This window comes from Actinokineospora spheciospongiae (assembly GCF_003182415.1).
GTDB lineage: Bacteria > Actinomycetota > Actinomycetes > Mycobacteriales > Pseudonocardiaceae > Actinokineospora > Actinokineospora spheciospongiae.
In genome coordinates this window covers 183,733-209,510 of sequence record NZ_QHCP01000012.1, presented here as the reverse complement: position 1 = coordinate 209,510, position 25,778 = coordinate 183,733, and the positions used below count along the sequence as shown (strand labels likewise).

The following is a 25,778-nucleotide window of genomic DNA, read 5'->3' as shown; positions in this document are numbered from 1 at the left end:
GGGAGGGGTGCCCGGACGGCGGTGCCCCGGTGACCGGGTTCCTTGGGAACGGGCGGGGCGCGCGGCGTGCGGTGCCCGGACGGGTCGGAAGTGGTGCCCGGGTGTGCCCGGGTCTCGGGTGGTGGGCCTGGTGTGGGGGTGTGACCTGGGGCATTCTGGGGGTTCGCGCCCGGGTTCGGGTGGGTGGCGGTGATCACTTGGAGGCGAGGCAGCGTGGCCGAGGTCCGGTATGAGGCGGCGTCGAGGGTGTATTCGGGGAGTCCGCCGGTTCGGGCGGTGGATGGGTTGGACCTCGAGGTGGCTGATGGGGAGTTTCTGGTCCTCGTGGGGCCCTCGGGGTCGGGGAAGTCGACGGCGCTGCGGATGTTGGCGGGGTTGGAGGACGTCAACGAGGGGGTCATCCGGATCGGGGATCGGGACGTCACCAATGTGCCGCCGAAGGGGCGGGATATCGCGATGGTGTTTCAGTCGTATGCGTTGTACCCGCATATGACGGTGGCGCAGAACATGGGGTTCGCGCTGAAGTTGCAGGGGTTGGCCAAGTCGGAGATCGAAACCAAGGTGCAGGAAGCTGCCAGGTTGCTTGACTTGGAGAAGTACCTGGCTCGGAAGCCGAAGGCGTTGTCAGGTGGGCAGCGGCAGCGGGTGGCGATGGGTCGGGCGATCGTGCGTGATCCGGCGGTGTTCTTGATGGATGAGCCGTTGTCGAATCTGGATGCGAAGTTGCGGGTGGAGACGCGGGCGAATATTGCTGCGTTGCAGCGGCGGTTGGGGACGACGACGATTTATGTGACGCATGATCAGGTTGAGGCGATGACGATGGGGCATCGGGTGGCGGTGCTCAAGGATGGGTTGTTGCAGCAGTGTGACACCCCGCGCGCTTTGTACGATCGGCCGCAGAACGCTTTTGTCGCGGGGTTCATCGGGTCGCCCGCGATGAACCTGCACGAGGCGCCGGTGACCGGGTCGGGGCTCAGGCTCGGTGGGCTCGACGTGGACCTGCCCCGTGCGGTGAACACCGCTGTGCGTGAGGCCGGGTTGGACAGGGTGACCGTGGGGGTGCGGCCGGAGTCGCTGGCGCCCGCGCCCTCGGGGACGGCGGGCGGGTTCGAGCTGGTGGTCGAACTGGTCGAGGAGTTGGGTGCCGACGCCCTGGTGCACGGGTCCGTGTTGGGGTCCGAGGGCGGCGACCGGCTGGTCATGCGGGTCGACGGGCGCACGCCGCCCGCCCTGGCCCAGACGGTCACGGTGACGGTTCGCGACGCCACCGAGCTGCACCTGTTCCACCCGGGGACCGGCGAGCGCCTGGTCTGAGTTCCGCGGAACCCCGCCGGGCCGCCGCGAGTGGCCCGGCGGGGTTCCGCGTGTCCGGGGTCAGGGTTTCTGTCCACTCTGGACCACCGGGTCCGTCCTCTCGGGAACGGACTGCAACTCCATGCCGCCCTTGGGGGGCTTGGAGTCCTCCTCCGGAGTGGGTTCCGGGGCCACGTGCGGGAGTGGCGTGGGCGGGTGCGGGGGCACGAGGACCGCCCGGGGGAGCGGCGTCGGGCCGGGGTGGGTGGAGGGGGTGGGGTCCGGTGTGGGGGCGGGCGGGGGGAGCGGCGTCGGTTCCGGTGTCGGAACGTGGTGGGGGGTCGTGTTCGACGGGGGGATGGGGTGGGGGAGTGGGACCGGGTCGGGGGCCGGTTCGGGGTGCGGTGCCGGGGCGGGCGCGGGCTCCGGGGCCGGGGGGACCGGTCTGGCGGGGAGGGCTGCCGGCTCGGCGCCCGTCGGGTGGTGGGCTTCGGGGGTGTCGGGCCGGGTGGTCCCGGAGCCCTGGGTGGTGAGGCACAGGGCGGCGAGTGCGGTCAGTGCGGCCGCGCGAGCGGTCGATGCGGGGATCGGCACCGGGGGCCTCGATTCCTTGTTGCGGACGCCTCGCTCTCCGTCTAGCACCCTGGGCGCGGGATCTCGTGCCGGAACCGGGTTTGCCCCACGTTCGGGTGACGGGTGTCCGGGTGGTGGGCGCCATCTTGCACCCATGCGCGGACGCGCATATGTTGGCTCGGGGTCGCGCGGAAGGGGTGAGCGGTGGGGCACGGACACGGTCACGGGCACGGCGTCTCGGCCAGTGCCTCGGGGAGGCTGGTCGGCAGGCTGTGGGCCGCCTTCGCCATCGCCTTCGCCATCATGGTGGTCGAGTTCGCCGTCGGCGTCCTGACCTCGTCACTGGCCCTGATCTCCGACGCCGCCCACATGCTCACCGACGTGGTGGGCGTGGGCCTGGCGCTGGCGGCGATCGTGGCGGCCCGGCGGTCCCGGGCGCGGGCGAACCGGACCTTCGGCGTCTACCGGGGCGAGGTGCTGGCGGCGCTGGCGAACGCGGTGCTGCTGTTCGGGGTCGCCGGGTACGTGGTGTTCGAGGCCGTGCAGCGCTTCAACGCCCCGCCGGCGGTGCCCGGGGTGCCGGTGCTGCTGGCGGCGCTGGCCGGGTTGGCGGCGAACGTCGTGTCGTTCCTGCTGCTGCGCGGCGGGGCCGAGGAGAGCCTCAACGTGCGCGGGGCGTACCTGGAGGTGCTGGCGGACCTGGTGGGGTCGGTCGGCGTGCTCGTCAGCGCCCTCGCGACGCTGCTGTTCGGGTGGCGGTACGCGGACCCGGTGATCGGTGTGGCGATCGGGCTGTGGGTGCTGCCGCGCACCTGGTCGCTGGCCCGGCGGGCGCTGCGCATCCTGTTCCAGCACGCGCCGGAGCGGGTGGACGTCGACGAGCTGACCGCGCGGCTGGCCACCGTGGCCGGGGTGAGCGGGGTGCACGACCTGCACCTGTGGACCCTGACCTCGGGGATGGAGGTCGCCTCGGCGCACCTGACCATGGCCGAGGGCGCCGACCAGGCCGACGTGCTCCAGGCGGCCCGGGAGCTGTTCGCCGTCGAGTACGGCATCGAGCACGCCACGCTGCAGGTGGAGTGCGCGCGGTCGGCGAGCCGGTGCCACGAGCTGAGCTGGTAGGTCAGGACGGCAGGGGCGAGGCGCCGCGCGCGGTGATCATGCCGGTGAGCAGGGTGCTCTCCGCCCCCTGGGCGGTCTTGATCTTCTCGGCCAGGTTGCGGACGTACCCCAGTCGGGCGTGGTCGGCGGCGTAGCCCGCCATGTCCTGGCCGCCCTCGTGGTGGCGGAGCATCAACTGCAGGAAGTAGACGTCGAGGTCCTTGCCGGACAGGGAGCGCAGCCGGGCCAGTTCCTCGGAGGTGGCCATGCCGGGCATCCGGTCGACGCCGTCGGCGGTCATCTCCATGTGCGAGTGGGCCATGGTGCCCGACATCCAGCGCATGTGCTTCTCGCCGGGCGGGAGCAGGTTCGGCTGGTCCCAGGTGGTGAGCCAGCCCGACATCTGCCCGCTCTGGTCGAGCTGGGTGGTCTCGATGTCGAACGCCAGCCGGACCACCTCGGGGTCGGTGGAGCGGTCCCTGGCCAGGCCCGCCATGGTGATGGCCTGCAGGTGGTGGGTGCGCATGTCCTGGGCGAAGCCCACGTCGACCGACTCGGCGGTGGGCGCGGCGTCGGAGCCCGCGACCGACAGCGTGATCAGCATCCCGATGGCGGCACCCACCAGGAGCACCACCAGGGCCGCCGCGGAGTAGACGAGCCAGCCGCGGCGGGTGGCCCTGGCCGCCCCGACGGCGGGGTCGCCGTCGGGACGGGTGTCGGGGTCGGGGGTCACTGACCCGGGGCGGCCGCGCTGGTGGGGGCCATGCCGGTGTCCGGGACCGTGCCCGCGGTGCCGCTGTAGTCCATCGGCAGCGCGTCCGGGCCGGGGTCGGCGACGAACGGCGGCGGGTCGGCGAGGTTGAACCCGCTCTGGTTGCTGTCGCAGGAGCCGCCGGGCTCCGGGTGCTGGTAGTTGTTCGCGCGCAGCGACTTGATGAACTGGTCGATCCGGGCGTCGTCGGCGCTGTCGAGCTTGAGCTGGTGGCCCCAGGACTGCAGCGAAATCGGCTTGTCCAGGCCGGGGTAGGGCGACATGGCCATGTACGGCACGCCGTCGACCTTCGACTTGAGGGTGTCCAGCGCCCCGCCGGAGACCTGGTCGGGGTTGTAGGCGATCCACACCGCGCCGTGCTCGAGGATGTGCACCATGTTCTCGTTGCGCACCGCGTTCGGGTAGACCACGCCGGTGCAGTCGGCCCAGATGGCGTCGTGCGGGCCGCCGAAGGGGGGCTTCTGGTCGTAGGCCACGCGCTGGGCGGGGGCCACGTGCACACCGGGGGCGTAGGTCACCTTCACCACGCCGGGGATGTTGCCCGACGGGTCCTGGTTGTCCTCGGAGACGGTGAACTCCTTGGCGGCGTTCACCTTCAGGATGGCGTAGGTGAACACCACCCCGGCGACCACGAGGACCGCGAGCACCCCGAGGATCGTGCCCCAGGGCTTGCCCTTGTTCGCGACGACGGAGGCGCGCGCGGCCTTGACGCCGCCGCCCTTCTTGCCCTTGTTCTTCGTGCCGCTGGCCATGCCGTCCTCGGGCTTCTTCTCGACTGAGGAGGCCCGACCCTGATCTCGGCGAACCTCGTCACGGGGAATAGTGCACAGGCCAGTCTAGGGAACCGGTGTCTGGTTCCCGTCAGGACCCGGTGACGGGGATCGCGTCCGGGCCGTACGGGGCCGGGTCGAACGGCCGCGGGTTGTCGACGTCGAACAACCGGGGGTCGATCGCCCCGCAGCTCGCGCCGGGTTCCGGGGACAGGTACGGGTTGGTGCGGGTGGCGGTGGTGAACCGGTCGATGCGCGGGTCGTCGACCGAGTCGACCTTGAGCTGCCTGCCCCAGGCCTGCACCGACACCGGCTCGTCCTGGCCGGGGTAGGGCGACATGACCATGTACGGCTGGTCGGTGACCCGCCTGGCCAGCGCGTCCCGCGCGGCGCCGGTGACCTGGTCGGGGTTGTAGGAGATCCACACCGCGCCGTGCTCCATCGAGTGGACGAGGTTCTCCGAGCGCACCGCCACGTCGTAGACCACCCCGTCGCACTGCGCCCACGACGGGTCGTGGTTGCCGCCGAGCGGGGGCGCGTGGTCGTAGGCGACGCGGCGGGTGGCCAGCACGTGCTCGACCTCGCCGTACTCGACCGCCAGCACCCCGGGGATGCGCGTGGTCGGGTCGTGCTCGGCGTCGGTGGGCGCGAAGGCCGCCGCGCCGCCGCTCGTCGGGGGCGCGGCGCTCCCGGCCGGGGTGCCCGACGCGCAGGCCGTGAGCAGGCAGGCGGCGGCGATCGGGACCAGCAGGCGGGGGGCGCGCATGCCGCCGAGTCTAAGCGCGTGCGGGTCTTGTCCGGGGCACGCCGCTCTCTAGACTCACCCCGTGACCCGGCACGCGCTCGCCGACCTGGTGCGTTCCACCGCACTGGGTGTCCTCGGCGATCGCGGGCTCGACCCCGCGGGCGTGCCCGCCGCCGTCGCCCTGGACGCCCCGACCGACCCGGGCCGGGGCGAGTACGCCACCGGGGTCGCCCTGCGCGCCGCCGGTCCGGCCGGGACCACCCCCGCCGAGCTGGCCGGGTGGCTGGCCGAGGCGCTGACCGGCACCGGCGGGGTCGCCGAGGCGGCGGTCTCCGGGCCCGGTTTCGTCGCCCTCTGGCTCACCGTCGACGCCCGCGCCGAGGTCGTCCGCACCGCGCTGCGCGGGGGGCCCGCCCTGCCCGACGTGCCGCGCACCACACCGATCGGCCCGGACGCGCGGCCCCGGCTGGTCGCCGAGGTGCTGACCAGGCTCGGCGCCGACCCGACCGGTGTCCGGGTGGGGCCCGCAACCGCCGGGCCCGGGGTCGAACCCGACTCGCTGCGCTTCGCCCTGCTCGCCACCCGCGCCGGGGACCCGGTCCGGGTCGACCCCGAGGTGTGGGGCCCCCGGCTGCCGTCGAACCCGGCGTTCCGGGTCCGGCACGCGCACGCCAGGGCCGCCTGCCTGCTGCGCGGGGCGGCCGACCTGGGCCTGTCGATCCCCGGACCGGACACCCCGGCTGCCGGGCTCGTCCCCCCGGCGGACACACTGGGACTGGTCCGCGCGCTCGCGGACCACCGCTGCGCCCTGGTCGAGGCCGCCCGGCTGCGCGAACCGCACCGGGTCGCCTCCGCCGCGGCGGAGCTGGCCGAGGCCACCCACGTCCTCGCCGACGGGGGTCGAATCCTCCCCCGGGGGGACGCCGAGGCCCACCCGACGAGCGCCGCGCGGCTGGCACTGTGCGCGGCCGCGCGGCGGGTGCTCGCCGAGGGGCTGGGTGTGCTCGGCACCGACGCACCGGAACGGATTTAGGACACCTGAGGATGAGGGCACACCCGGCAGGACCGCGGCACGCGGAGATCCTCCCGCCCGGCAACACCGCCAGCGAGCGGCCGACCAGCGCCGCGGCGCTCGACGAGCTGTACCCGGAGGTCTGGCCGCGCAACGCGGGCCGCGCGGCCGACGGCGCCGTGCGGCTGGCGGGCGTGGACGTCCGCGACCTGGCCGAGACCTACGGCACACCGCTGTTCGTGGTGGACGAGGACGACTTCCGCTCCCGCTGCCGCGACCACGCCGAGGCCTTCGACGACCCGGAGCTGGTGCACTACGCGGCCAAGGCGTTCCTGTCCGTGGAGATCGCCCGCTGGGTCGCCCAGGAGGGGCTGAGCCTGGACGTGTGCAGCGGCGGCGAGCTGGCGGTGGCGCTGCGCGCGGAGTTCCCGCCGGAGCGCATCACCCTGCACGGCAACAACAAGTCGACCGACGAGCTGGCCCAGGCGCTCGACGCCGGGGTCGGGGCGATCGTGGTCGACTCGTTCCTGGAGATCGCCCGGCTGGACAAGCTCGCCCGCGACCGGGGCACCCGCGCCCCGGTGCTGATCCGGGTGACCGTCGGCGTCGAGGCGCACACCCACGAGTTCATCGCCACCGCGCACGAGGACCAGAAGTTCGGCTTCTCGCTGGCGGGCGGCGCCGCGGCCGAGGCGGCCCGCCGGGTGCTCAAGTCCGGTGGGCTGAGCCTGGTCGGGCTGCACAGCCACATCGGGTCGCAGATCTTCGACGCCGACGGCTTCGAGATCGCCGCGCACCGGGTTGTGGGCCTGCTCGCCGAGCTGCACGCCGAGCACGGCGCCGAGGCGCTGACCGAGCTGGGCACCGTCGACCTCGGCGGCGGCCTGGGCATCGCCTACACCGCCCAGGACGACCCGCCGCCGCCGCGCTGGCTGGCCGAGCAGCTCAAGGCGGTCGTGGCCAAGGAGTGCGAGCAGGCCGGGCTGCCGGTGCCGAAGGTGGCCGTCGAGCCGGGCCGGGCCATCGTCGGCCCCGGCACGGTGACCCTCTACGAGGTGGGCACCACCAAGGAGGTCGCGCTGGGCGCGGGCACCGGCCGCCGCTACGTCAGCGTCGACGGCGGGATGAGCGACAACATCCGCACCGCCCTCTACGACGCGCTCTACGACACCCGGCTGGTGTCGCGGTCCGCGGGCGAGGGCGAACGCGGCTCGCAGGCGGTGCTGTCCCGAGTGGTGGGCAAACACTGCGAGTCCGGGGACGTGGTGGTGCGAGACTGCTGGCTGCCGGACAACCTGGCCCCCGGCGACCTGCTGGCGGTCGCGGCGACCGGTGCGTACTGCTACTCGATGGCCAGCAACTACAACCGGTTGCCCCGGCCCGCGGTGGTGGCGGTCCGCGACGGGGTGGCCCGGCTGCTGCTGCGCCGGGAGACCGTGGACGACCTGTTGAGACTGGAGGCCCTGTGACTGGCTCGGTGACCGGCTCGACGACCGGCGCTGCCGCGGAACCGATCGGGGGGCGGCCGATCCGGGTGGCCCTGCTGGGCTGCGGGACGGTCGGCACCCAGATCGTGCGGCTGCTCACCGAGCAGGCCGACGAGCTGGCGGCCCGGATCGGCACCCCGGTGGAGCTGGTCGGCATCGCGGTGCGCCGCGCCGACCGGCACCGGGAGGTCCCGGCGGAGCTGCTGACCACCGACGCGGCGGCGCTGGTCGCCCGCGACGACGTGGACGTGGTGGTGGAGGTCGTCGGCGGCATCGAGCCGACCCGGGAGTGGCTGCTGACCGCGCTGCGCGCGGGCAAGTCCGTGGTCACCGCCAACAAGGCGCTGCTGGCCGAGCACGCGGGCGACCTGTTCACCGCCGCCGACGCCTCCGGCGCCGACCTGTACTTCGAGGCGGCGGTGGCGGGCGCGATCCCGCTGCTGCGCCCGCTGCGCGAGTCGCTGGCCGGGGACCGGATCACCCGGGTCATGGGGATCGTGAACGGCACCACCAACTTCATCCTCTCCGCGATGGACGAGACCGGCGCCGGGTACGCGGAGACGCTGGACGAGGCGGCCCGGCTGGGCTACGCCGAGGCCGACCCGACCGCCGACGTCGACGGCTACGACGCCGCGGCCAAGGCGGCGATCCTGGCCTCGCTGTCCTTCCACACCCGGGTCACCATGGGCGACGTGCACCGCGAGGGCATCTCCGCGGTCACCCCCGCCGACGTGGCCGCCGCCCGCGGCCTGGGCCGCACCATCAAGCTGCTGGCCATCTGCGAGCGCGTCGAGGCCGCCGACGGCACCGCCTCGGTCGCGGTGCGGGTGCACCCGGCGATGATCCCGCGCAGCCACCCGCTGGCCGGGGTCGGCGGCGCCTTCAACGCGGTCTTCGTCGAGGCGGAGGCCGCCGGGCAGCTCATGTTCTACGGGCAGGGAGCGGGCGGTGCACCCACCGCCAGCGCCGTGCTCGGCGATCTGGTCGCGGTCGCCCGCAACCGGGTCGTCGGCGGGCGCGGACCGCGCGAGTCGGCCTACGCCGACCTCGCGGTGCGCCCGATCGCGCAGGCCTCGACCAGGTACCACATCAGCCTGGACGTGGCCGACCGCGCGGGCGTGCTGGCGGCGGTCGCCGCGGTGTTCGCCGAGCACGAGGTGAGCATCTCGGCGGTCCGGCAGGAGGGGCGCACATCCGACGCGAGTCTGGTGATCGTGACCCACTCGGCCGAGGACGCCGCACTGCGCTCCACTGTGGACAAGATCGCGGGGCTGCCGTTCGTCAACCGGGTGGTCAGCGTGATGCGGGTCGAAGGCGAGGACCAATGACATCTTCCATCCCCACCCAGGTCAACTCCCCCCTGGCCATCCCCACCCCGCCGGGCGGTTCCCGGCCCGGGTGGCCGGGGATCATCGAGGCCTACCGGGACCGGGTCCCGGTCCCCGAGGGCGCGAAGGTCGTGAGCCTGGGGGAGGGCAACACACCGCTGCTGCCCGCCCCGCACCTGTCGGAGCTGACCGGGGCCACGGTGTACCTCAAGGTCGAGGGCGCCAACCCGACCGGCTCGTTCAAGGACCGCGGCATGACCGTGGCCGTCACCCACGCCCTCGCCGGGGGCCTGGAGGCGGTGATCTGCGCCTCCACCGGCAACACGTCGGCGTCCGCGTCGGCCTACGCCGCGCGCGCGGGCCTGACCTCGGCGGTGCTCATCCCGCGCGGCAAGATCGCCCAGGGCAAGCTCGCCCAGGCGGTCGCCTACGGCGCCAGGGTGTTGCAGATCGACGGCAACTTCGACGACTGCCTGGAACTGGTCCGCAAGACCGCCGCCGAGTACCCGATCGGCCTGGTCAACTCGGTCAACCCGGTGCGGCTCATCGGCCAGAAGACCGCCGCCTGGGAGATCTGCGACGTGCTCGGCCGGGCCCCGGACGTGCACTGCCTGCCGGTCGGCAACGCGGGCAACATCACCGCCTACTGGCGCGGGTACTCCGAGTACGTCGCCGACGGGCTGGTCGAGGCCGCGCCGCGGATGTTCGGCTTCCAGGCCTCCGGGGCGGCGCCGCTGGTGCTGGGCGAACCGGTGGCGAACCCGGAGACCATCGCCACCGCCATCCGGGTGGGCAGCCCGGCGTCCTGGGCCGGTGCGGTGACCGCCCGCGACGAGTCCGGCGGGCTGTTCGACAAGCTCACCGACGAGCAGATCCTCGCCGCCTACCGGCTGCTGGCCCACCGCGAGGGCGTGTTCGTCGAACCGTCGTCGGCGACCAGCGTGGCCGGGCTGCTGCTCACCGCCGCCGACGGTCGGCTGCCCGAGGGCTCGGTCGTGGTCTGCACCGTCACCGGGCACGGCCTCAAGGACCCGGACACCGCGCTGCTGGGCCTGTCCGAGGTCGAGCCGGTGCCGGTGGACGCCACGGCGGTCGCGTCCGCGCTGGAGCTGCGGTGACCGCTGTCCGGGTCCGGGTGCCCGCCTCCACGGCGAACCTGGGCCCGGGCTTCGACGCGCTCGGCCTGGCCCTGGGCCTCTACGACGAGGTCGAGGTCGAGCGCACCGCGGGCGGGGTGACCGTGCACGTCGAGGGTGAGGGCGTCGCGGCGGTCCCGCTCGACGAGACGCACCTGGTCGTGCGCGGCCTGCTCGCCGCGTGCGAGCTGCTCGGCGTCGAACCGGGCGGGTTCGCGCTGCGCTGCACCAACGCCATCCCGCACTCGCGCGGCCTGGGCTCGTCGGCCTCGGCGGTGGTGGCGGGCATCGCCGCGGCCTACGGCCTGGCCGGTCGCGACCTCGACGAGGACGCGCTGCACCTGGCCGCGGAGTTCGAGGGGCACGCCGACAACGTGGCCGCGTCCCTGCTCGGCGGCCTGGTGCTGACCTGGGCCGAGCACGGCCCCGAGCGCGGCAAGGCCCGCTACCGCGGCGTCCGGCTGGAGCCGCACGCCGACCTGCGGCCGGTCGTGGCGGTCCCGGACACCAACTCCGCCACCAGGGTGACCAGGGGGCTGCTCCCGTCGGCCGTCCCGCACGCCGACGCCGCGTTCGCCGCCGGGCGGGCCGCGCTGGCCGTGCACGCGGTCACCGCCGCCCCGCACCTGCTGCTGCCCGCCACCGCGGACACGCTGCACCAGGACTACCGCGAGAGCGCCTACCCGGCGACGCTGCGGCTGGTCCACGCCCTGCGCGCGGCCGGGGTGGCCGCCACCCTGTCCGGCGCGGGCCCCACGGTCCTGGCGCTGACCACGGACGGTGTTCTCCCACCCGGGGTGGACGTCACCGGTTTCCGGGTCGTGGAGCTGTCGGTGGACCGCACGGGTGTCCGGGTGGACACGCTCGGCTGAGCGGGAACACCGCCCGTGCCCGTCGCGTTGTGCCGAATGGGCGAGTTCGTGACGCAGATCACGGGGCCTGCGGGCGGGGCGCGTGCGACGCGCTGTGAACCGGTTGTTGCACCTCGAGTTACGGCCGTCTACCCTCGGGGTCGTTCAGTCACCGCGCGCACGGGCGCCCGGTGTCGCTCCCGGGGAATCTTCCCCGGGTCGCATCATCTGCCGGGGTATCGGCCCAGTCCTGCTCCAGGGTTCGGGCCGGGGCTCGCAGGTTCCCGATGATCGTGGTGACCAGATGCTCCCTGTTGGCGGCCGAGTCGCACGACTGGCTCAACGCCTGGCCGATATAGCGGCCGGGGTGGTCAAACGGAGGAGAGATACGCCGTCGCGCATTCCGTCGGACGGCGGTCCGCTGGTCCACGTAGGAGGCGGGGACCGGTCAGGAAGGACTTGTGTGAGCAATACCGATTTGTTGAGCAGCGACGCTGCCGAGTCCACGGACAAGGCGCAGAACACCGGGGCCAACGGAGGCACGCCGAAGCGTCGCGCGGGCCTGTCCGGCATGGTGCTCGCCGATCTCCGCGAGCTCGCCGGTCAGTTGGGCATCTCCAGCACCACGGGGATGCGCAAGGGCGACCTCATCGCTGCCATCAAGGAGCGCCAGGGCGGTGGGCCGGGCGGGTCCGACGCCCAGCAGCTCCCCCTGAACGGCACCGAGGCCGAGGCCCCGGCCAAGCCCAAGCGCGAACCGCGCCGGGCCACCAGGGCCGCCGCGCCCGCCAAGGTCGCCGAGGCCGTCGAGGCGGCCGCCGCGGTGGGCACCGCCCCCGCGGTCGAGGCACCCCAGCCGCAGGCCGAGACCAGGGCGGAGGCCCCGGCGCAGGCCAGGGTCGAGACCCCGGCCGAGGCGCCCGAGCGGCCGGACACCCGGTCCGAGGGCGACGAGGGTCCCCGCCGGGAGAACCGCCGCCGCCGCGCGGCCGGTCGGTCGGCGGGCAGCCCCGACGGCGAGCAGTCCGCGCCGGAGCAGCGGGTCGCCCGCGGCGACGACCAGCGCCAGCAGCGCGGTGAGCGCCCGGACAACCGCCGGGGCGGGGAGCGGCCGGAGCGGGGCGACCGCAACGACCGCCCGGACCGCGGTGAGCGGTCCGACCGCGGTGACCGCCAGGACCGGGGCGAGCGCCCCGACCGCGGTGAGCGCAACCGCAACCAGGAGCGCAACCAGGAACGCCAGCAGGAGAACCGGTCCACCGGGCCGGACGACGATGACGACGACGAGCGCGGTGGCCGCCGCGGTCGGCGCTTCCGCGACCGGCGCCGCCGGGGCGGGCGCGTCGAGGGCACCACCGGCGGTGGCGGTCAGAACGACACCGAGGTGCGCGACGACGACGTCCTGCTCCCGGTCGCGGGCGTCCTCGACGTCCTGGAGAACTACGCGTTCGTCCGGACGTCGGGCTACCTGGCGGGCCCGAACGACGTCTACGTCTCGCTGTCGCTGGTGCGCAGGTACGGCCTGCGCCGGGGTGACGCCATCACCGGCCTGGTCCGCCAGCCGCGCGACGGCGAGCAGCAGCGGCAGAAGTTCAACCCGCTGGTGCGGGTGGAGACGATCAACGGCCTGGAGCCGGACGCGGCCAAGAACCGCCCCGAGTTCACCAAGTTGACGCCGCTCTACCCGAACGAGCGCCTCCGCCTGGAGACCGAGCCGCACATCCTCACCACCCGCGTCATCGACCTGGTGATGCCGGTGGGCAAGGGGCAGCGCGCGCTCATCGTGTCCCCGCCCAAGGCGGGCAAGACCTCGGTGCTGCAGGCGATCGCCAACGCCATCGCCACCAACAACCCCGAGGTCTACCTCATGGTCGTGCTCGTCGACGAGCGGCCGGAGGAGGTCACCGACATGCAGCGGTCGGTGAAGGGCGAGGTCATCGCCTCCACCTTCGACCGCCCGCCGGGCGACCACACCACGGTGGCCGAGCTGTCCATCGAGCGCGCCAAGCGCCTGGTGGAGATGGGCCACGACGTGGTGGTCCTGCTCGACTCGATCACCCGCCTGGGCCGCGCCTACAACCTGGCGGCCCCGGCGTCCGGCCGAATCCTCTCCGGTGGTGTCGACTCGACGGCGCTGTTCCCGCCCAAGCGGTTCCTGGGCGCGGCGCGCAACATCGAGAACGGCGGCTCGCTGACCATCTTCGCCACCGCCCTGGTGGAGACCGGTTCCGCGGGTGACACGGTGATCTTCGAGGAGTTCAAGGGCACCGGCAACGCCGAGTTGAAGCTCGACCGCAAGATCGCCGACAAGCGCATCTTCCCCGCGGTCGACGTCGACCCGTCCAGCACCCGCAAGGAGGAGCTGCTGCTCTCCCCGGACGAGCTGGCGGTCACGGTGAAGCTCCGCCGCGTCCTGCACGCCCTGGACAGCCAGGCCGCGATCGAGCTGCTGCTCGACCGGCTGCGCAAGTCCCGGACGAACATCGAGTTCCTGATGCAGGTGGCCAAGACGACGCCCTCCGGCGACGTCTGAGCCCGCTGATCGGCCGTGGGCCCCACCGGTTCTCCGGTGGGGCCCACGGCTTTTCCCGGGGTCACCGCGCGTGCCGGGCCTCCGAGGCGGATTCGCTCATGAGCTGGCGCACCACCAGCACCACCAAGACCGCGGCCGCCGGGATACCGACCGCCGCCGCCGCTCCCAGGGGCACCGCCACCGCGTCCGACACCAGCCCCAGGCCCAGCAGGCCCGCCGGGTAGCCCACCGACAGCGCCACCCGCTGCACCGGGGAGCGCCAGTTCACCGACCCGGCGAGGGCCGTCGCCACCGCCGCGGCCGCGCCGCCCAGCCAGCTCGAGAGGGTGACCGCCCAGGTCGCCCGCAGGACCAGGCCGCCGGCCCCGGTCAGGCCGAGCACCGCGGCGGTGAAGAGCACGGGGGCGGACAACCACGCGGAGACAGACAACGGTCTGCCGACTCTGCACAGCACCCGGCCAGTGTCCGTCACCCCACGAGCGGTAAGCGCTACCGTCTGTGAGCGGTGTGATGCGTCGGCGAGCAGCCGCCCAGGTCCGGTGAGCGGTCGGAATACTGCATGGGCCCGGCAGGTTGTACTGACCGTCAGCATCGTCTGGCACACTGTCAGGTCGAGCCAGGCACCGGTTCACCCCAGCTCCAGCGGGGACCCGGCGGCCACGTGAGAAAGGCGACCACCGTGCGAAACGGTATCCACCCGAACTACGCCGCGACCACCGTGACCTGCGGCTGCGGCAACACCTTCACGACGGGCAGCACCCGTCCCGCCGCCTTCACCGTCGACGTCTGCTCGCGCTGCCACCCGTTCTACACGGGTAAGCAGCGGGTGCTCGACACCGGTGGGCGGATCGCCCGCTTCGAGGCGCGCTACGGCAAGCGCGCCCTCGCCGCCAAGTAGCTCCGCGCACGGCGCCCACCCCGGCTCGGGGCGGGCGCCGTCGCTGTGTCCGGACCCGATCGACTGATGGAACTGCAGGTGAACCCGGTGGACTCGTCCTCACTGTCCGAGCTGGTCGCCGAGTACGGCGAGCTGGAGAAGACCCTCGCCGACCCGGCCGTGCACGCCGACCAGGACCGGGCGCGCAAGCTCGGGCGCCGCTACGCGGAGCTGAGCCCGGTGATCCGGACGCTGCGCGACCTGGAGGCCGCCCGCAGCGACCTGGAGGCGGCCCGCGAGCTGGCCGCCGAGGACCCGGGGTTCGCCGCGGAGGCCGAGTCGCTGGCCGGGCGCATCCCGGAGCTGGAGACGAAGCTGACCGAGCAGCTCCTCCCGCGCGACCCGCACGACGGCGACGACGTGGTGCTGGAGGTCAAGTCCGGTGAGGGCGGCGAGGAGTCGGCGCTGTTCGCGGGCGACCTGCTGCGGATGTACCTGCGCTACGCCGAGCGGCACGGCTGGAAGGCCGAGGTGCTCGACGGCACCGAGTCCGACCTGGGCGGCTACAAGGACGTCACGGTCGCCATCAAGAGCCGGGGCAGCGACCCCGAGGGCGTGTGGGCCCGGTTGAAGTTCGAGGGCGGGGTGCACCGGGTGCAGCGGGTGCCCGCCACCGAGTCGCAGGGCCGCATCCACACCTCCGCCGCGGGCGTGCTGGTCTACCCGGAGGCCGAGGACGCCGCCGACTTCGAGGACATCCCCGACAAGGACCTCCGCGTCGACGTCTACCGCTCCTCGGGCAAGGGCGGGCAGAGCGTCAACACGACCGACTCGGCGGTGCGGATCACCCACCTGCCCAGCGGCATCGTGGTGTCCTGCCAGAACGAGCGCTCCCAGTTGCAGAACAAGGCGCGCGCCATGCAGGTGCTGCGCTCCCGGCTGGCCGCCGCCGCCGAGGAGGAGGCGCAGAAGCAGGCCTCCGACGCCCGGCGCAGCCAGGTGCGCACCGTGGACCGGTCCGAGCGGGTGCGCACCTACAACTACCCGGAGAACCGCATCTCCGACCACCGGGTCGGCTACAAGGCCCACAACCTGGAAACCGTCCTCGACGGCGACCTCGACGCCGTGCTCGACGCCCTGGCCACCGCCGACCGCGAGGAGCGACTCGCCGCCCACGGCGGCGGGTGAGAGGCTGTCCCGGTGACCAGGCAACCCCTCCGGCTCGCGGTGACCGAGGCCGAGCGCGCGCTCGCCGCCGCCGGTGTCGCCAGTCCGCGCAACGACGCCGAACTGCTCGCCGCGCACGTCCTCGGGGTGCCCAGGGGCAAGCTGCTGACGGTGCCCCTGGTCGACGCGGGCGTGCTGTCGGCCCTGGGCACCCTGGTCTCCCGCCGAGCCGCCCGGGAGCCGCTGCAACACCTCGTCGGCACCGCCCCGATGGGCGCGGTCGACGTCGAGGTCGGCGCGGGCGTGTTCGTCCCGCGCCCGGAGACCGAGCTGCTGTTCGCCTGGGGGGCGGACTTCCTGCGCGGCACCCGGTCCCCGGTCGTGGTGGACCTGTGCACCGGGTCGGGCGCCCTGGCCCTGGCCCTGGCCAACGCCCGCCCCGACGCGGCGGTGCACGCGGTCGAACAGGACCCCGGCGCCCTGTCCTGGGCCCGCCGCAACGCCGACCTGCGCGCCGCCGCCGGGGACACCCCGATCCGCCTGCACGCGGCCGACGTCACCGCCCCGACCACCCTGACCGACCTGGACGGCCAGGTCGACCTGGTCGTCTGCAACCCCCCGTACGTCCCCGAGGGCACCCCGGTCCCCCCGGAGGTCGCCGACCACGACCCGCACAGCGCGGTCTTCTCCGGCCCCGACGGCCTCGACGTCATCCGGCCCGTGGTGGGCCTGTGCGCCCGCCTCCTGCGCCCCGGCGGCGCCCTGGCGGTCGAGCACGACGACACCCACGGCGAGTCCGTACCCGCCCTGTTCACCGCCCGCACCCTGTTCACCGACGTGCGGGCCCACCGGGACCTGGCAGGCCGCCCCCGCTTCACCACCGCCCACCGCACCTGACCCGCCCCAAGACCCCCAGGCGTAGCAACAACCAGCCCCCCGAACGCCACCGGCGCAGCCACCAACCGGCCACCCCGAAAACCGCCGGCCCGGCCACCAGCCACCCCGAACCCCACCGGCGCAGCAACAACCAGGCAGCCACCCCGAGAACCGCCGGCCCGGCGAGCGAATGCCTGGGTGGATGGATGCGCTCGGCCAGCCGACCACCCCGAAAGCCGCCGGCCCGGCGAGCGAATGCCTGGGTGGATGGATGCGCTCGGCCAGCCGACCACCCCGAAAGCCGCCGGCCCGGCGAGCGAATGCCTAGTGGATGGATGCGCTCGGCCACCCGGCCACCCCATCAACCGCCGCCCCGGCTACGGCCCTGCCCGGGTGGGTGGATGTGTTTGGCCGGGGGTGGCGATCATGTGACAGCCTGCCTGGGCGGTGGGGCATCTTTTCAGCCCCACCCGGTCACACTGGAGCACATGATCGCCATAGGGGCCCCGGCCAAACACATCCACCCAGCCGGGCACCCCAACCAAACGACCGGGCTTGAAAACGCGCCAAACACATTCACCCAGCCGGGCACACCCACCAGCTCCGAACTACGGCGTGGTCTGCGATACCAGGGTGTCGTAGATCGGCGCCGTCTCAGCCCAGCGAGCAGCCGGAGCGGCGGCGTAGATGAAGTACTCGATGCCGTTGACCCGCCAGTACATCGAGTGCGCGTGCGTGCGGACCGATCCCGGCACCTCGTGCTCGAACTCCCAGTCGACCGCCAGCGTGTCGTGGTAGGTCGTGGTGCCCAGGCTCAGCCGCCGGAAACCGGGGCGGGTGGCGGAGAACGCGCGGTCGTAGTCCACGTGCGACTCCAGCAGCCCGGTCGCGGGGGCGAGGGCGCCGCCGTAGCGCACGAAGCGGTTGGGGTCGGCCGGGTCGGTGGCCTGCATGGCGGCCGGGCCAGAGGACTTCGACACCACCCAGCCCGCCGGGATGGCGGTGACCAGCCCGTTGGGACCGGTGGTCCGCTGGTAGCCCGCGGGCACCGGCATCGCCACCCGCGACGGTCCCGGCGCCCGGCGCGGGTCCGAGAGGGCGGGCGCCTGGCCCGCGGGTGGGCCGGGTGAATCCACGTAGGTCACCACGGGGGGCTGCGAGCCCAGCGCGGCGGGCTCCTTGGGGGCGACCAGCAGGACCGTGCCGACGGCGGCGCTCACCGCCGCGTAGGCGACCACCAGCGAGGAGGCCAGCCAGCGCGAGCTGAGCTGTCCCCCGCGGCGCGGTGTTCGGCGGTTCGTGGCGACTCCCCTGGTCGGCTCCCCGGTTTCGGCGAACTGAGGGTAGCGTGCCGACCCAGGTGATCCAATGCTCCGTACCTGGCAAGACGTCATCGCCAAGTGGCGACTGCTCCCCGACGGCGACGGCGGGAGCGGCGCAGGCGGTGCTGACAGCGCTGACGGCGTCGACGGCGACGCCCCCCGCTCCGCGACCGACGACCCCGGCCCGCAGGCCTTCCGCCGCGGGCGCTCCGCCCTGCTCAGCGGGCGCTTGGACGACGCCTTGGCCGAGTTCGGCCGGGCGGCGGGCACCCGCGCGCACCCGCACGACCACGTCGGCCTCGGCGACGTGGCGCTGGCCCGCGGCCAGGTCCGCTCGGCCGTCGTCAGCTACCGCACCGCCCTGGAGCTGGCCCCCGGCGACCGCCTGGCGCTGCTCGGGCTGTCGCAGGCCAGGGTGGCCAGTGGTGACGCCGAGGCGGCCGCCGCCGAGTTGGAGCAGGCCTTCGGCACCGAGGCCGACCCGGTCCTGCGCTACTACCTGGCCAGCACCTGGTGCTCGGCCGCCGACCAGGTCCGCGGCCGCACCGGCGACGGTGGCGACGTTCTGGCCTTCACCGACGAGCGCCAGCTCGCGGTCTGCGAGGACGCCGCCCACCGCATCGTCGAACTCGACGTCGCCGACGAGGAGCTGCGCCGCGCCGCGCAGCGGCTGCTCTCGGAGGTGCGCGCGGGCAGGCGCTACCGGTGGCGGCCCGAGGGCATCGCGGTGAGCCTGCTCGTCCTCGCCGTCTCCCTCGGCCTGACCCTCGTGGCCATCGGCGGCCTCAGCGGCAGCCCGCCGCTGGTGGTCGCGGGCATCGTCACCGGCAGCGTGCTGCTCTACCTGATCGTCGTGCGCTTCCGCAGGCAGACCTGGCGGGAGAAACCCGCCCGCGGGGGAGGCCGAGGCGCGTCCGGTTCGGGAATCGGGCACCGCTAGAGTCGCCGGGGTGACCACGGTCTACGACTGCAGCGTCCCCGACGAGCGCGCCGACGGACTCAGCGCCGCCGCGAGTGCCGTGCGGGCGGGCCGGTCGGTCGTGCTCCCCACCGACACCGTCTACGGCATCGGCTGCGACGCCTTCTCCCGCGGCGCGGTCACCTCCCTGCTGGCCGCCAAGCGCCGCGGCCCGGACATGCCGGTCGGCGTCCTGGTCGGGTCCTGGGCCACCATCGACGGCCTGGTGCTGTCGGTGCCGCACGAGGCGCGGGTGCTGGTCGAGGCGTTCTGGCCGGGGGACCTGTCGATCGTGCTCCCGCACGCGCCCTCGTTGCAGTGGGACCTCGGCGACACCGGGCAGACGGTGATGCTGCGGATGCCGCTGCACCCGGTGGCCATCGAACTGCTGCGCGAGGTCGGCCCGATGGCGGTCTCCAGCGCCAACCGCTCCGGCAACCCGCCCGCCGCCAGCGCGCAGGAGGCGGTGGCGCAGTTCGGCGAGGACATCCCCGTCTACCTCGACGGCGGTCCGTCCGGGGCGGCGGTGCCCTCCACCATCGTGAGCCTCGTCGGCCCGCGCCCGGTCGTGCTGCGCGAGGGCGCGGTCAGCCTCGCCGCGGTCGCCGAGGCGCTGGGCACCGAGGTCCCGCTCGCCCACTAGCGTGAACACCGCCCCACTCCCGCTCGCCCACCCCACCCGCACCCGCCCGCAGGAGATCCGACCCGCCGTGCCCCTCCCCACCCCGGGCGCCGCCCGCCCAGCCGCTCGAAGGAGCTAGCGGGCGTGCCCCCCCTCAGCGGATTCGCCCCGGCGGGGCTCCCGGTCCGGGAGTACCTGCTCGTCGGGCTCATCACGGCGGTGCTGACGTTCCTGCTGACCGGGCTGGTGCGGCTGTTCGCCATCCGGATCGGCGCCGTGGCCTACCCCAGGCAGCGCGACGTGCACGTGGTGCCGATGCCGCGGATGGGCGGGGTCGCGATGTACCTGGGGGTGTGCGGCGGGATGCTGCTGGCCCACCAGCTCCCGGTGCTGCGCCGCGCCTTCGACTACACCTGGGACCCGGTCGCGGTGCTGATCGGCGGCGGGGTGATCGTCCTCATCGGCATGCTCGACGACCGGTTCGAGCTGGACTCGCTGACGAAGTTCGCCGGGCAGACCACCTGCGCGGGGGTGCTGGTGCTCTTCGGCATCCAGTGGTTCGTGCTGTGGGTGCCGTGGGGCGGCGACGCCGACAACGTCGGGGCGGTGCTGATCCTCGACCAGAACCAGGGCGGGCTGCTGGCGATCCTGCTGGCGGTCACCATGGTCAACGCGATGAACTTCGTCGACGGCCTCGACGGCCTCGCGGCGGGCATCGGGCTGATCGCCGCAGCGGCCACCTGCGCGTTCTCGCTGCACCTGCTCGACCAGTCCAACGGCGACGTCAACAACTACCCGCCCGCCCTGATCGCGGCGACCCTCGCGGGCGCCTGCCTGGGATTCCTGCCGCACAACTTCCAACCCGCGCGCATCTTCATGGGCGACTCCGGGTCCATGCTGATCGGGCTGATGCTGGCCGCGGCCAGCACCTCGGCCTCCGGCCGGGCGAACCCGTCGCTGTGGGGCGCCACCGAGACGATCGCCGTGCTGTCGCCGCTGTTCATCGTGGCCGCCGTCCTCTTCGTCCCGCTGCTCGACCTGCTGATGGCGGTGGTGCGGCGCACCCGGCGCGGGGAGAGCCCGTTCGCCGCCGACAAGATGCACCTGCACCACCGAATGCTCGCCGTGGGCCACTCGCAGCGCCGGGCCGTGCTGCTGATCTACCTGTGGGCGGGGGTGCTCGCGTTCGGCGCGGTGGCGCTGACCGTGTTCGACGTGTTCTTCGTCACCTGGGGCCTGGTGCTGGCGGTCGTGGTCGCGGCGGCGGCATCATTCCTGCCGTCGGTGCGCTCAGCGAAGTGAGCAAAAGCGAGGCGCGCTCAGCGGGCGTGATCTTCACTATGTGTCGCCGGGCCGGGTTTGCCTGGACACTGGCCGTGACGGACGCTCCACATCGGCGTGTGACCCGCGGGGTGTGGTCCTGCCGTCGGTGATCGACATCGCGGTCCCTACACTGGGAAGCGATGAGCGAGAACCCCGACACCACACCCGACTCCGCGACGGCCACCCAGCCGCAGCGGCAGTCAGATCCGCACGCGCGGGCCATGCTGACCCTGGCGGGGGCCATGTTCCGCTACGCGCTGTGGCCGTCGGTGGGCACCGCGGTGCTCGGTGTCGTCCTCTTCGGACTCCTGCGTGGCGGCGCGGGGGCCTTCGGGGCGGCCGTGGGCGGAGCGCTGGCCTGCGTGTCCTCGCTGATCACGCTGGCCCTGATGCGGGCGACCGCGCACCAGGGCCCGCACATCGGGATGGCCGCCTCCCTGGGCGGTTTCGTGGGCAAGCTGCTGCTCCTGCTGATCGTGATGACGCTGCTGCGCGGGGTGGACGCGCTGGAGCCGAAGTCGCTGGGCATCACCATGATCGCCGTGGTGGTCGTGGCCGCCGGTGCCGAGGCGCTGGCGTTCCGCAGGACCAAGCTGCCCACGATCATCCCGGCGGGCGAGGAGTAGGCACCCCTACCGAGCAGTACACCCGTTCGGAGACCGAAAGGTCCCTGATAGGGTCCGTTTCATCGGCGGCGTCGCCGCGCTTCGCGCATGCCGCCGGGAGGCCTCCGAGCAGTGGGTGGCCGCCCGCAGACAGGCCAAGGTTGTCAGGTACGTTACGTCCTGATCGTGACGATTCCCCCGGCGGAGTGAACGCCGGCCGGGAGAACCGGAAGGAGCCCACAGTTGGGCAGGCTGGTGCTAGCCGAGGGTGACGTCTTCGCACCCCCGGGCGTGAAGGACTTTTTCCTCCCGCCGATTTTCGGTGAGGTCACCAAGCCGATGGTGCTGGTGGTGCTCTCCGTCATCATCATCTCGGCCTTCTTCGTCCTCTCCTCGCGCAACCTCAAGATCATCCCGGGGAAGTGGCAGTTCGCCGTCGAATCGGTCTACGACTTCGGCCGCAACAACATCGCCAGGGAGCAGATCGGTTCGAAGGAGTTCAAGCCCTTCGTCCCGTTCATTCTCTCACTGTTCACCTTCGTGTTGGTGAACAACATCTACGGCATCATCCCGGTCCTGCAATTCCCGACGATGGCGAAGATCGGCTTCCCGCTGACGCTCGCGGTGATGGTCTACTTCGTCTACCACTGGGTCGGCTTCAAGAAGTTCGGGTTCGTCGGGTACCTCAAGAACCAGACCGTGCCCCCCGGCGCCCCCGGGCCGATCTACCTCCTGCTGACTCCCATCGAGTTCCTGCAGAAGTTCGTGCTGAACCCGATCACGCTGGCGATCCGAGTCTTCGCCGCCATGTTCGCGGGACACCTCATCCTCCTGGTGTTCACCCTCGGTGGTGAGTACCTGCTGCTGCACGCCGCCGGACCGCTCAAGCCGGTCTCGATCGTCTCCTGGGCCTTCGCCATCGCGATGACCTTCCTGGAGGCGTTCATCCAGGTGTTGCAGGCCTACATCTTCGCGCTGCTGTCGGCCAACTACATCGGCATGGCCCTCGCCGAAGACCACTAGGAAAAACCACTCAAGCCCCCGATCCGCGGGTTCCCGCGGACCGAGTTGGAAAGGGAAACACAAGTGAGCAGTGTTGTTCTCGCCCAGGAAGCCGTGAACCTCAACCAGGGTCTCGCCGCGATCGGCTACGGTCTTGGCGCGATCGGCCCCGGCGTCGGCGTCGGTCTGATCTGGGCCGCGGTCATCAACGGCACCGCCCGTCAGCCGGAGGCCCAGAGCAAGCTCATGAGCATCGCCTGGACGACCTTCGTCCTGGTCGAGGTCCTCGCGCTGATCGGTCTGGTCGTCTACTTCATCGCGTCCGGCGGCTGATCCAGCTCTACTCGTCTAGGGAGTCGTCGTGCTGAAGTCAGTACTCATCCTGGCAGCCGAAGAGGAACCGCTGAACCCGGTCCTGCCGCACCCCGTGGAGATCATCCTCGGTGCGGTCGCGTTCCTGCTCCTGCTGTTCGTCATCTCGAAGTTCGTCACGCCCCGGTTCGAGAAGCTCTACGAGGAGCGGACCGCCAAGATCGAGGGTGGCATCGAGAAGGCGGAGGCCGCGCAGGTCGAGGCCGAGGCCGCGTTGCAGCAGTACAAGGCGCAGCTCGCCGAGGCCAGGGCCGAGTCCGCCCGCATCCGGGACGACGCCCGCGCCGAGGCCGAGCAGATCAAGGAAGAACTCCGGGCCCAGGCCCAGGAGGAGTCCGCGCGGATCGTGGCGCAGGGACAGGCGCAGCTCGAGGCGCAGCGCGCGCAGATCGTCGCCGAGCTGCGCGCCGAACTGGGCCGCAACGCGGTCGAGTTGGCCAGTCGCATCGTGGGTGAGTCCCTGGAGGACGAGACCCGTCGTCGCGGCACCGTCGACCGGTTCCTCACCGAGCTCGACTCGGTGTCGGCCCCGGCGAAGAGCTAGGGGAGACGCCGCAGATGACATTCCACGCCGCGAGCCGGGAAGCCCTCGCCGCCGTCGAGCTGACCCTGCTCGACGTCCCCGAGGGCACCGCGGGCAGCCTGGGTGCCGAGCTGTTCGCGGTGGCCGGACTGCTCGACCGGGAGGTCGGCCTGCGCCGCACCCTGGCCGACTCGTCCACCGACCCGTCGTCCCGCGAAGGGCTCGCCACGAGCCTGCTGTCGGGCAAGGTCACCGACCAGACCCTGACGGTGGTCACCGCCGCCGTCGGCGCCCGGTGGTCCAGCCCCCGGCAGTTGGTCGACGGCCTGGAGTCGCTGGCCACCACCGCGCTGCTGGTGTCCGCCGAGCGGGCGGGCGACCTCGACTCGGTCGAGGACGAGCTGTTCCGGCTCGGCCGCATCGTCGCCGACCAGACCGAGCTGGAGCGGGTGCTCACCAGCCGCTCCGCGCCCGTCGAGGGCAAGCTGGCGCTGGTCCGCGACCTGATCGGCGGCAAGGTCGCCCCCACGACCGAGGCGCTGGTGGAGAACCTGGTCGCGCAGCCGCGCGGCCGCGGCCTGGTCCCCGGCCTGGAGGCGCTCGCCACCGAGGCGGCCAAGCGCCGGGAGCGCTCGGTGGCGCACGTGATCTCGGCGGGCCCGCTGTCGGCGGTGCAGCAGGAGAAGCTGTCGGCCTCGCTGCAGCGGATCTACAACCGGCCGATCGCACTGCACCTCGAGGTCGACCCCGACCTCGGCGGCGGCCTGGTCATCAAGGTCGGCGACGAGGTCATCGACGGCAGCACCCGAGGACGGCTCGACGCGCTGCGGCGCCGGTTCGCCTGACCCCCTAGAACTTTTCCAGAACGAAGCGAGAGCAGGAACTTTCATGGCGGAGCTGACGATCTCGTCGGACGAGATCCGCAGTGCGATCGAGAACTACGTCTCCAGCTACTCCCCGGACGTGAACCGGGAAGAGGTCGGAACGGTCTCCGACACCGGCGACGGCATCGCCCACGTGGAGGGCCTGCCCTCGGCCATGGCCAACGAGCTGCTGGAGTTCCCCGGTGGCATCGTCGGCGTGGCGCTGAACCTCGACGCCCGCGAGATCGGTGCCGCCATCCTCGGCGACTACGACAAGATCGAGGAGGGCCAGGAGGTCAAGCGGACCGGCCGGGTCCTCTCGGTGCCGGTGGGCGACGCCTTCCTCGGCCGGGTCATCGACCCGCTGGGCAACCCGATCGACGGCCTCGGCGACATCGCCGCGGACGAGCAGCGCGCGCTGGAGCTGCAGGCGGCCACCGTCGTGCAGCGCCAGCCGGTCGAGGAGCCGATGCCCACCGGCATCAAGGCCATCGACGCGATGACCCCGATCGGCCGCGGCCAGCGCCAGCTCATCATCGGTGACCGCAAGACCGGCAAGACCACGGTCTGCGTCGACACCATCATCAACCAGAAGAAGGCCTGGGAGACCGGCGACCCGAAGCAGCAGGTCCGCTGCATCTACGTCGCCGTCGGCCAGAAGGGCTCCACCATCGCGGGCGTCAAGTCCGCCCTGGAGGACGCGGGCGCGCTGGAGTACACCACCATCGTCGCCGCCCCCGCCTCGGACTCCGCGGGCTTCAAGTGGCTCGCGCCCTACACCGGCTCCGCGCTCGGCCAGCACTGGATGTACCAGGGCAAGCACGTCCTGATCATCTTCGACGACCTGACCAAGCAGGCCGAGGCCTACCGCGCCATCTCGCTGCTGCTGCGCCGCCCGCCGGGCCGCGAGGCGTACCCGGGTGACGTCTTCTACTTGCACTCCCGCCTGCTGGAGCGCTGCGCGAAGCTCTCCGACGAGCTGGGCGGCGGCTCGATGACCGGTCTGCCGATCATCGAGACCAAGGCGAACGACATCTCCGCCTACATCCCCACCAACGTCATCTCCATCACCGACGGGCAGTGCTTCCTCGAGTCCGACCTGTTCAACTCGGGTCAGCGCCCGGCGGTCAACGTCGGCACCTCGGTCTCCCGCGTCGGCACCGCCGCGCAGACCAAGGCGATGAAGTCGGTCGCCTCGACGCTGCGCCTGGAGCTGGCCCAGTACCGCGAGCTGGAGGCGTTCGCCGCCTTCGCCTCCGACCTGGACGCCACCTCGAAGGCCCAGCTCGAGCGCGGCACCCGGATGATGGAGCTGCTCAAGCAGGGCCAGTACTCCCCGGTGTCGATGGAGGAGCAGGTCGTCTCCATCTGGATCGGCACCAAGGGCCACCTCGACGACATCGCCATCGGCGACGTCCGCCGGTTCGAGGCGGAGGTGCTGGACAACATCCGCCACCGCCACGCGGGCATCCTGGACGAGATCCGCACCGACAAGAAGCTGACCGACGACAACGCCGACCGGCTCAAGGCGGCCGTGGTGGACTTCAAGAAGTCCTTCACCGGCTCCGACGGCAAGACGGTCGTCGAGGCCGACGCCGAGGCGATGGACGCGTCCGAGGTCGGCCAGGAGACGGTGAAGGTCAACAAGCCCACGCCGAAGGCCTGAC

25 protein-coding genes are annotated in these 25,778 nt (G+C 72.7%); 20 read left to right on the top strand and 5 right to left on the bottom strand.

Annotated features, from left to right (window positions below; genetic code table 11):
- Nucleotides 1–213: 213 nt before the first annotated feature.
- Nucleotides 214–1,314 carry an ABC transporter ATP-binding protein gene (locus DFQ13_RS27150; protein ID WP_110081816.1) on the top strand — a complete coding sequence of 367 codons (1,101 nt, stop codon included), beginning with the start codon at nt 214–216 and terminating at the stop codon, nt 1,312–1,314.
- 756 nt (nt 1,315–2,070) lie between these two features.
- Complete coding sequence (locus tag DFQ13_RS27145) at nt 2,071–2,988, top strand: cation diffusion facilitator family transporter (RefSeq protein WP_110081815.1); 918 nt, start codon at nt 2,071–2,073, stop codon at nt 2,986–2,988.
- A gap of 1 nt (nt 2,989) precedes the next feature.
- Here the strand turns inward: DFQ13_RS27145 and DFQ13_RS27140 are convergent, their stop codons facing one another.
- From DFQ13_RS27140 to DFQ13_RS27130, 3 genes are all read right to left on the bottom strand, one after another.
- A complete protein-coding gene (locus DFQ13_RS27140; RefSeq protein ID WP_035285187.1) occupies nt 2,990–3,700 on the bottom strand; it encodes a DUF305 domain-containing protein in 711 nt (236 codons plus the stop codon).
- Nucleotides 3,697–4,491 (bottom strand): DUF3105 domain-containing protein, encoded by a 795-nt coding sequence (locus tag DFQ13_RS27135; RefSeq protein ID WP_035285190.1) that lies wholly within the window; start codon nt 4,489–4,491, stop codon nt 3,697–3,699. The genes DFQ13_RS27140 and DFQ13_RS27135 overlap by 4 nt, the downstream gene beginning before the upstream one ends.
- Before the next feature lie 109 nt (nt 4,492–4,600).
- Nucleotides 4,601–5,275, bottom strand: a complete 675-nt coding sequence (locus tag DFQ13_RS27130; protein WP_110081814.1) for a DUF3105 domain-containing protein — start codon at nt 5,273–5,275, stop codon at nt 4,601–4,603.
- Between the two features lie 61 nt (nt 5,276–5,336).
- Here DFQ13_RS27130 and DFQ13_RS27125 point away from each other — a divergent pair, with 61 nt between their 5' ends.
- The 6 genes from DFQ13_RS27125 (at nt 5,337) to rho (ending at nt 13,601) form a co-directional block, all read left to right on the top strand.
- Complete coding sequence (locus DFQ13_RS27125) at nt 5,337–6,287, top strand: arginine--tRNA ligase (RefSeq protein WP_110081813.1); 951 nt, start codon at nt 5,337–5,339, stop codon at nt 6,285–6,287.
- Between the two features lie 11 nt (nt 6,288–6,298).
- On the top strand, nt 6,299–7,735 hold the full coding sequence (gene lysA / locus DFQ13_RS27120) for a diaminopimelate decarboxylase (protein WP_035285202.1): 1,437 nt from the start codon (nt 6,299–6,301) through the stop codon (nt 7,733–7,735).
- Between the two features lie 44 nt (nt 7,736–7,779).
- Nucleotides 7,780–9,081, top strand: coding sequence for a homoserine dehydrogenase (locus DFQ13_RS27115; protein WP_035285204.1), 1,302 nt, complete (start codon nt 7,780–7,782; stop codon nt 9,079–9,081).
- Entirely contained in the window at nt 9,078–10,199 is a 1,122-nt protein-coding gene (thrC, locus tag DFQ13_RS27110) for a threonine synthase (protein WP_052021424.1), read from the top strand. Before DFQ13_RS27115 ends, thrC begins: the two co-directional genes overlap by 4 nt.
- Nucleotides 10,196–11,089: a homoserine kinase gene (gene thrB, locus DFQ13_RS27105; RefSeq protein ID WP_110081812.1), complete on the top strand. Its 894-nt coding sequence runs from the start codon at nt 10,196–10,198 to the stop codon at nt 11,087–11,089. The genes thrC and thrB overlap by 4 nt, the downstream gene beginning before the upstream one ends.
- A 442-nt stretch (nt 11,090–11,531) precedes the next feature.
- Nucleotides 11,532–13,601: a transcription termination factor Rho gene (gene rho / locus DFQ13_RS27100; protein ID WP_035285196.1), complete on the top strand. Its 2,070-nt coding sequence runs from the start codon at nt 11,532–11,534 to the stop codon at nt 13,599–13,601.
- Between the two features lie 61 nt (nt 13,602–13,662).
- On the opposite strand, the gene DFQ13_RS27095 is transcribed toward rho, so the two are convergent.
- Nucleotides 13,663–14,013 (bottom strand): hypothetical protein, encoded by a 351-nt coding sequence (locus DFQ13_RS27095; RefSeq protein WP_146241368.1) that lies wholly within the window; start codon nt 14,011–14,013, stop codon nt 13,663–13,665.
- Between the two features lie 267 nt (nt 14,014–14,280).
- On the opposite strand from DFQ13_RS27095, the gene rpmE reads away from it, so the two are divergent.
- The 3 genes from rpmE to prmC all read left to right on the top strand — a co-directional run bounded on the left by rpmE (nt 14,281) and on the right by prmC (nt 16,542).
- The gene (gene rpmE / locus DFQ13_RS27090) at nt 14,281–14,499 is read left to right on the top strand and encodes a 50S ribosomal protein L31 (RefSeq protein ID WP_035285210.1); all 219 of its coding nucleotides are present in this window, start codon (nt 14,281–14,283) and stop codon (nt 14,497–14,499) included.
- An 87-nt stretch (nt 14,500–14,586) separates the two neighbouring features.
- Nucleotides 14,587–15,666, top strand: coding sequence for a peptide chain release factor 1 (gene prfA, locus DFQ13_RS27085; protein WP_035285213.1), 1,080 nt, complete (start codon nt 14,587–14,589; stop codon nt 15,664–15,666).
- A 12-nt stretch (nt 15,667–15,678) separates the two neighbouring features.
- Complete coding sequence (gene prmC / locus DFQ13_RS27080) at nt 15,679–16,542, top strand: peptide chain release factor N(5)-glutamine methyltransferase (RefSeq protein WP_110081810.1); 864 nt, start codon at nt 15,679–15,681, stop codon at nt 16,540–16,542.
- A gap of 587 nt (nt 16,543–17,129) precedes the next feature.
- On the opposite strand, the gene DFQ13_RS27075 is transcribed toward prmC, so the two are convergent.
- Complete coding sequence (locus DFQ13_RS27075) at nt 17,130–17,759, bottom strand: hypothetical protein (protein ID WP_052020798.1); 630 nt, start codon at nt 17,757–17,759, stop codon at nt 17,130–17,132.
- 130 nt (nt 17,760–17,889) lie between these two features.
- Here DFQ13_RS27075 and DFQ13_RS27070 point away from each other — a divergent pair, with 130 nt between their 5' ends.
- The 9 genes from DFQ13_RS27070 to atpA all read left to right on the top strand — a co-directional run bounded on the left by DFQ13_RS27070 (nt 17,890) and on the right by atpA (nt 25,777).
- Nucleotides 17,890–18,783 (top strand): tetratricopeptide repeat protein, encoded by an 894-nt coding sequence (locus tag DFQ13_RS27070; RefSeq protein ID WP_110081809.1) that lies wholly within the window; start codon nt 17,890–17,892, stop codon nt 18,781–18,783.
- A 10-nt stretch (nt 18,784–18,793) separates the two neighbouring features.
- Nucleotides 18,794–19,444 (top strand): L-threonylcarbamoyladenylate synthase, encoded by a 651-nt coding sequence (locus DFQ13_RS27065; protein ID WP_110081808.1) that lies wholly within the window; start codon nt 18,794–18,796, stop codon nt 19,442–19,444.
- A 123-nt stretch (nt 19,445–19,567) separates the two neighbouring features.
- Complete coding sequence (locus DFQ13_RS27060; RefSeq protein WP_035279661.1) at nt 19,568–20,725, top strand: glycosyltransferase family 4 protein; 1,158 nt, start codon at nt 19,568–19,570, stop codon at nt 20,723–20,725.
- A 161-nt stretch (nt 20,726–20,886) separates the two neighbouring features.
- Complete coding sequence (locus DFQ13_RS27055) at nt 20,887–21,372, top strand: hypothetical protein (protein ID WP_233438591.1); 486 nt, start codon at nt 20,887–20,889, stop codon at nt 21,370–21,372.
- Between the two features lie 222 nt (nt 21,373–21,594).
- Nucleotides 21,595–22,374 (top strand): F0F1 ATP synthase subunit A, encoded by a 780-nt coding sequence (gene atpB, locus DFQ13_RS27050; RefSeq protein ID WP_035279666.1) that lies wholly within the window; start codon nt 21,595–21,597, stop codon nt 22,372–22,374.
- 63 nt (nt 22,375–22,437) lie between these two features.
- Nucleotides 22,438–22,686 (top strand): ATP synthase subunit c family protein, encoded by a 249-nt coding sequence (locus DFQ13_RS27045; RefSeq protein ID WP_035279667.1) that lies wholly within the window; start codon nt 22,438–22,440, stop codon nt 22,684–22,686.
- A gap of 28 nt (nt 22,687–22,714) precedes the next feature.
- A complete protein-coding gene (locus DFQ13_RS27040; RefSeq protein ID WP_035279669.1) occupies nt 22,715–23,269 on the top strand; it encodes a F0F1 ATP synthase subunit B in 555 nt (184 codons plus the stop codon).
- Nucleotides 23,270–23,283: 14 nt separating this feature from the next.
- On the top strand, nt 23,284–24,093 hold the full coding sequence (locus DFQ13_RS27035; RefSeq protein ID WP_035279671.1) for a F0F1 ATP synthase subunit delta: 810 nt from the start codon (nt 23,284–23,286) through the stop codon (nt 24,091–24,093).
- 43 nt (nt 24,094–24,136) lie between these two features.
- Entirely contained in the window at nt 24,137–25,777 is a 1,641-nt protein-coding gene (atpA, locus tag DFQ13_RS27030; RefSeq protein WP_035279673.1) for a F0F1 ATP synthase subunit alpha, read from the top strand.
- Nucleotide 25,778 lies beyond the last annotated feature (1 nt).